Source organism: Gottfriedia sp. NPDC056225 (assembly GCF_042267765.1).
Lineage (GTDB): Bacteria > Bacillota > Bacilli > Bacillales > Bacillaceae_G > Gottfriedia.
In genome coordinates, this window is the sequence record NZ_JBHJTJ010000109.1 from 1 (window position 1) to 4196 (window position 4196).

The window sequence follows — 4196 nt, forward strand, 5'->3', positions numbered from 1 at the left end:
CTATATAAAAAATCATTTCTTACATGATACGTTCTTATCTTCATATGGTTATGGTGATTGGGATGATACGCTACAGCCAGCAAACGCCCAATTAAAAAAATATATGGTAAGTAGCTGGACCGTTACTCTTACGTACCAAACATTAAAACAGTTCGCAGCTGTTATAAAAGAGATTGATGAAATAGAGTTTGAAAAGATAACTCATTAAGTAAATGGAATTGCTGCGGACTTTAAAACATTTATATTAAATACTGAAGTGATTCCTGGATTTATCTATTTAGAGGATCCAATTAGTGCAGAGATGATGATTCATCCATCAGACCAAAAAACTGGCATTCAATATCGATTATTGCCAATGACGCGCAGTATGATTGCAGAATTATTTACATTAGAAGAAGCAAATTATCATTATGAGATTATTAAAGAGCATTTACAGCATCCAGATGGTGTCCGTCTTATGAATAAACCTGCAACTTATGCTGGTGGTGTGAGTAAAAACTTTAAACGTGCAGAGCAAGCTTCAAACTTCGAACGAGAAATCGGATTACAATATGTTCATGCACATATCAGGTTTATTGAAGCCATGGCTAAATTGGGGAAAGAAAATGAAGTATGGCACGCGCTTTCTGTCATTAATCCTATTAATCTAAAAGAAGTAGTTCCGAATGCTGAATAACGCCAAAGCAATACTTATTTTAGTAGTTCCGATGGTAAATTTAATAATCGTTATGAAGCGCAAGAGCAATTTACAAGTTTGAAGAATGGAAAAGTTGCTGTTAAAGGTGGATGGAGAATTTATTCTAGGGGACCCCCTAAATGGTTTGGAAGCACTTGCATATTCTCGTATGAGAAAGCGAGATATTAACAATGATTTCGGGCGGCAAGAACGACAAAGACATGTTCTTACCGCAATTATAAAAGAATTAAAATCTCCAAAGTCGATTTTAAAAACTGATACATATGCTAAAGAGTTCAGTAAAAACATTCATACAAATATAGGAATCAGAGATGCGCTTTCATTATAAATTATAGCAGGTTAGTTAAAAAAAATGGAGAATGTCTTAATTATACTATTTGATTAATTATTTGGAGGAATTAAATGGACGACATTAGGAAAGCGATAAGAAAATGTAAAACACTTAATGGCCCCTTTCCTGAGTTTAATATTAACAATGCGTCAGAATATCCAAATGAGCTTTTTTTAGAATGGTACCAAGAAGCAGTTGATTATGGTGTGCATGAAACACACTCAATGGCTCTTTCAACAACTGATCATAATGGATATCCTGATGCTAGGGTACTAATTATTAAAGACGTGGATCAACATGGGTGGTATTTTGCAACAAGTTTACAAAGTGAAAAAGGTAAACAAATCGATTTTAATCCCAATGTTGCTATGACTTTTTATTGGACACTAATTGGTAGACAAGTCAGAATACGTGGTAGAGCAATTAAAATGGAAAAAGAATTAAGTGCCCAAGACTTTTTAGCCAGAGGTACCGTAGCGCGAGCAGTAGCGTTGATTGGCAAACAAAGTTCAATTTTAAAAGAGCATTTTGAGTTTGATGAGGCGCTAAATAAACAAATTGAAATTTTACAACAAAATCCAAATTTAGTGTTTCCTTCGTGGACATTGTATCGAGTAGTTGCAAAAGTAGTGGAGTTTTGGCAGGCTGATGAAAATAGAAGGCATATACGATTAAAATATTGCTTTGAAGGAGATAGATGGGGAAAAAAGCTTTTATGGCCTTAGTTTAATTTTAATTAATATTTTAAAAAGGTTAAATTTCCTCTTAATTTTAAGATATAATAGTGTAATTAAATTTCTACTTTAGAGGTAAATGAATAATTAATTTAGCGAAGTTTTTTACTTCAGAAGAGGAGAAAAATATGAAAAAAGAAGCATTTCGAATTAACGGTTACATTGTATTGGTATTAATAATAGGATTATTACTAATTAGCGCGGTTACTTCATTAGAAAGTGGTAATGTATTTTTCATAATTGCTTCTTTTATATTCGTTTGTTTGATTTCATCTGGATTTGTAATTAACCAACCTAATGTAGCAGTTGCTATAGTATTTATGGGGAAATATTTAGGGACAATCTATGAAGATGGTTTCTATTGTACGATTCCATTTACAAATAAATCAAAAGTTAATCTAAAAGCTGTTAACTTTAATAGTGATGTATTGAAAGTAAATGACATCGACGGGAATCCGATCGAGATTGCTGCTGTTGTAGTATACAGTGTAGTTGATGTTGAAAAAGCAATGTTTGAAGTTACAGATTATCAAAAATTTGTAAGGATTCAAAGCGAAACAGCGATCCGCCATATTGCAACGAAGTACGCTTATGACACAACAAATAAAGATGAATTTTCTTTAAGAGGGAATGCTGAAGAGATAGCTGATGAATTACAAATTGAGCTACAGGAACGACTTCAAAAAAGTGGTGTAAAAGTTCATGAAGCGCGATTAAGTCATCTTGCTTATGCACCTGAGATAGCAAGTAGTATGTTACAAAGACAACAAGCGAAAGCAGTTGTTCAAGCTAAAAGAGAAATAGTTGAAGGCGCAGTCGGTATGGTAGAAGATGCTTTAAAAATGCTCGAAGAAAAAGGATTACTAACCGCAACAGACAGTCAAAAAGCCGATATGGTTACTAGTTTACTTGTAACTATTATTTCTGAAAAAGGTGCCCAACCTGTTATAAGTGCAATGAAAAAGTAGGGGAATGACCAGTTAAATTTAATTAAGAAAAAACTGAATTTTATGTTTATGGTATGTTAGCAGAAGATTGGGAAGCTGGATGTAAGTAAATCTAATACAACCAAACTGCCTTGAAGTTGATAGATTAATAACATAAGCCCGTCTAAAAAAGGAATTTTTTATTTTAAAGAGAATCTAATTACAATGGATTTTTTATAAAAAGGATGAAGCGGATGAGTAAAAATTTTAATGAAATTGCCCAAGACTTATTAAATACAAACTTTAATAATTATTGGCCGGGTTTTGAATCAGTTGCATACGCATTATATGATAATAGTAATGTATATCTTTTCAATCATCCTAGAATGACGAAAACAGAGCAAAATCAATACCAAATTTTACAACGGGACGATCAATTTAATGGTTGTACACTTATTCTTTATAATGAGTATCCAACAGCAATCGTTGATCTCGAATTTTACGAGGATTATGGAAGTTTATTTTCGATTCTTTTACACGAATTATTTCACGGTTTTCAATATATTAAGGGTGAAAAAAGGTTTGCGAATGAGACGATGGGAATTACATATCCCTTATTAAAGGAAAATGTGGAATTAAGAAAACAGGAAAGAGCTAGCCTTTTTAGTGCAGTGTTAGAAAATAATGTTCTTAAAAAGAAACAATATCTTAATAGGTTCATAGCACTTAGAGAAAAAAGAGCTTCTATAATAAAGGAACATTTAGTGTACGAACATTTGATTGAAACAATTGAAGGGCCGGCATGGTATGTTGAACTAAATGCTTATTCGGAAAAAAGCACAAATTCATATAATTCGATTATAGAAAAGTATGGACAACAACTTATGGACAATTACGAATCCACCTCAGATATTCGAAAGAGCTGTTATAGTTCTGGTTTGTTTATGTGTTTATTACTTGATGAGTTTTCACCTAGTTGGAAAGAAAGCTTTTTAGAAAAAGAAGAAACACTTTATGAGTTAATAAAACAGCTTTCCGATGGAACAAAAGAAGTAAGTGATCTTGAAATAACTCCTGAAACAGATGCTGTAATAAATTATGTAACGCAAAATAGAAAAAATACAGTTGAAGAATTTGAACAACAAAAAGGAATTCATCTATTTATTGAAGGTGAAATAACTTCAAAATCTTTTGATCCGATGAATGTCATTCCATATCAAGATAAACTTTTACACAAAAACTTTTTAAAAGTTAGAATGAATAATGAAGACTATCTTATTCAACAACCTGTTATTACCAATTGGAAAGATAGAATTCAAAATATTGTTAGATTACATCTAATATTAAAAAATAAACCCATTGTAAAAACGGATTCTCTTGCAGTCGAGGGTATAGGAGAGATAAAGGGAGATTTAAATATAAATGAAAATGCTATTTATTTATATTTAAATTAGTATCATTTCATGTTCAACTAAAACAATTAATAAAAATTCCTGAAGGTTGTCTAA

General features: G+C 31.7%; 4 protein-coding genes and 1 pseudogene. All 5 read left to right on the top strand.

Annotated elements, in window-relative coordinates:
* Positions 1–811 (top strand): annotated as a pseudogene (locus ACFCYN_RS25015) (GH36-type glycosyl hydrolase domain-containing protein); the annotation flags it as partial.
* Positions 762–1025 carry an LCP family protein gene (locus ACFCYN_RS25020; RefSeq protein WP_375952797.1) on the top strand — a complete coding sequence of 88 codons (264 nt, stop codon included), beginning with the start codon at positions 762–764 and terminating at the stop codon, positions 1023–1025. The pseudogene ACFCYN_RS25015 and the gene ACFCYN_RS25020, both read left to right, overlap by 50 nt.
* Positions 1026–1099: 74 nt before the next feature.
* On the top strand, positions 1100–1753 hold the full coding sequence (locus ACFCYN_RS25025; protein WP_375952800.1) for a pyridoxine/pyridoxamine 5'-phosphate oxidase: 654 nt from the start codon (positions 1100–1102) through the stop codon (positions 1751–1753).
* Positions 1754–1890: 137 nt separating this feature from the next.
* Complete coding sequence (locus ACFCYN_RS25030) at positions 1891–2730, top strand: SPFH domain-containing protein (protein WP_375952803.1); 840 nt, start codon at positions 1891–1893, stop codon at positions 2728–2730.
* 212 nt (positions 2731–2942) lie between these two features.
* Positions 2943–4142: a hypothetical protein gene (locus ACFCYN_RS25035; protein ID WP_375952806.1), complete on the top strand. Its 1200-nt coding sequence runs from the start codon at positions 2943–2945 to the stop codon at positions 4140–4142.
* Positions 4143–4196 lie beyond the last annotated feature (54 nt).